Here is a 2559-nt window from a genome sequence, read left to right as displayed (position 1 = left end):
TCGTGGAGGTTTTTCGATGCGGGCCGCAGCGCAACGTTTGCCGCTGGCATTGGCGGCCCGCGTTGACAAACGGCCGAAGGAGGAAGCCGCGGGGGGCCGCGCGGGACCTATGGAGAAAGCGCGCGGCCGCGGGTGTGTGTTGAGGAGTTCGGCGCTGACGGCGGAAGCAAACGGGCCGGCCTGAGAGCGTGCGATGGCCTGATCGGCAGCAGATTTGACGGTCTCCTTCCTGACGGTTTCGACCGTTTTGCGGTGCTCAGCCTTATGTGGTGCAAACCGATGCCCTCCCGGAATGCCGTGTCTTTCCGGGTCAGCCCTGGCCGATATGAGGGGCGGTTCGTCATGCTGCCTGCTCCCGCGGTGGCGCACGGGATCTGGGCCTCTGGCCGCGGCGGAAGATCTCGATGATGCGCATGGGGCCGCCGCAGGCTGGGCATGGCTCTCTCAGCGTGAGCGGGATGATCTCGGCGCTTGGCACTTCATCCTGGACGACGGTCTCCGCCCCAAGCAATGTGCGGATCTTCGCGATATTGGCCTTGCGCCCCGCGCTGGCCAGCAGGCCGTAATGGCGGATTCGGTGGAATCCGTCGGGCAGGACGTGGATCAGGAAACGGCGGATGAACTCACCAGTGGCGAGCCGCATGACCTTTTGCCGGTTGCCAGTCTTGATGCGGTAGTCCTTCCAGCGGAAGGTGACCGTCTCAGCATCGGCGCTGATCAGGCGGCTGTTCGAGATGGCCACGCGATGGGTGTAGCGGCTGAGATAGGCTAGCACGGACTCGGGCCCGCCGAAGGGAGGCTTGGTGTAGACCACCCATTCGGATTTGCGGAAGGGGGCAAGCCAGGCGCCGAAGGCGTCCGCCTCTGTCAATCTTGTCAGATCCCCGAAGAAGCTCAGTTCACCTGCGCGATGCAGAGCTATCAGCCCTTCCAGGAATAATCGCCGGAACAGACGAGACAGAACCTTCACGGGCAGAAAGAAGCCGGGTCGGCAGCCAATCCAGCGCGTGCCATTCGGCGACAGCCCACCGCCGGGCACGATGATGTGGACGTGCGGGTGATGGGTGAGCGCCGAGCTCCAGGTATGCAGCACGCTGGTCATGCCGATGCGGGCGCCAAGATGGCGCGGATTTGCGGCGATGGTGGTCAGCGTCTGCGCGGAAGCCTGGAACAGGAGGTCATAGACCGCCTTCTTGTTCCAATAGGCGATCTGCGCGATCTGTGCGGGGATGGTGAAGACAACATGGAAATACTCGACCGGCAGCAGGTCTTCGGCACGGGCGGCCATCCAGTCGCGCGCAGCCGGTCCTTGGCACTTCGGGCAGTGCCTATTTTTGCAGGAATTGTAGGCGATATGCTGGTGGCCGCATTTGGCGCAGGCAGCCACATGCCCGCCGAGCACCTCGGTCCGGCAGGCCTCGATCGCCGACATGACCTTGAGCTGGCTCAGACTGACATGCCCGGCATTGGCCTGCCGCCACGCAGGCCCATGGGCGCGGAAGATGTCAGCGATCTCCAGCTTCGGCCGGGACACCCGGCCCGTGCCTCACTCCAACCTGAGGGTCTGATCCTGCAACTGCTTCAGGCGCTCGAACGGGCTAACAATGTTGCGGATCGTCTTGGTGGCGACATGGGCATAGCGGGCGGTCGTGCTCAGTTTGGCGTGGCCGAGCAGAACCTGAATCACCCGCACATCGGTGTTTGCCTCCAGGAGATGCGTGGCGAAGGAGTGGCGCAAGGTGTGCAACGTAGCCGGCTTGGCGATGCCCGCCGTATGCCTGGCCGAGGTGAAGGCCCGATTGAGCTGGCGCGGCGAGATCGGATTGATCTTCGGCTTGCCCGGAAACAGCCATCCCTGCGGACGCGCCTCGCGCCAGTACTCGCGCAGCAGATCCAACAAGGCTGGCGACAGCATGGCCTTGCGATCCTTGCCGCCCTTGCCCTCTTCGACGTGGATCAACATGCGATCGCTGTCGATATCGGTGACCCTGAGGTTGCAGACCTCTGATGCCCGCAAGCCAGCACCGTAGCTGATGCCAAGCGCCGCGCGATACTTCAGCCCGGGCCCGGGAACCGCGGCCATCAGCTCGGCGATCTCCTCGACGCTCAAGACGACAGGCAGCTTCCGCGGGTTGCGCTGGAACTGCATATGCCGCTTCATCTCTTCGCGCCCGCAGGTGACGCCGAAGAAAAACCGCAGCGCGACGATCCGGGCGTTGAACATCGAGGGCGTCACCCCGGCCTTCGTCATGTGCAACTGATAGGCGCGCAGGTCGTCGGGTGTCGCGGTGTCTGGTGATCGCCTCAGAAACCCGGCGAAGTCTTTGATGGCCCGGATATGGGCCTCCTGGGCTTTGTCGCCCATTCCACGGATGCGCATGTCTTCGATCATGCGCGCGCGCAGTGGAGTGGTCCTTTCCTCCGTCACGGGAACCTCCTGTCTGATGATTGAGAACACCCCAATCGTCAGGCCAGGCACCCCGAGTCACAAAAAACCACGGTCGATCAGTAGGCGCACCGCCTGTTACAAGCGCCATTGCCGCGCGAGCGGCTTAGTCC

General features: G+C 63.6%; 2 protein-coding genes. Both read right to left on the bottom strand.

All coding sequences use genetic code 11. The annotated features are described in order from the left end of the window. Positions 1-340 precede the first annotated feature (340 nt). Positions 341-1534, bottom strand: a complete 1194-nt coding sequence (locus tag JT360_RS32930; RefSeq protein ID WP_214477571.1) for an IS91 family transposase — start codon at positions 1532-1534, stop codon at positions 341-343. A 12-nt stretch (positions 1535-1546) separates the two neighbouring features. Beyond that, positions 1547-2428 carry a tyrosine-type recombinase/integrase gene (locus JT360_RS32925; protein WP_214477573.1) on the bottom strand — a complete coding sequence of 294 codons (882 nt, stop codon included), beginning with the start codon at positions 2426-2428 and terminating at the stop codon, positions 1547-1549. Positions 2429-2559: the final 131 nt, after the last annotated feature.

Origin of the sequence: Mesorhizobium sp. dw_380, assembly GCF_018588885.1 — a bacterium.
Lineage (GTDB): Bacteria > Pseudomonadota > Alphaproteobacteria > Rhizobiales > Rhizobiaceae > Mesorhizobium.
The sequence above is the reverse complement of the archived record's forward strand: the minus strand, read 5'-3'. Positions and strand labels throughout refer to the sequence as shown.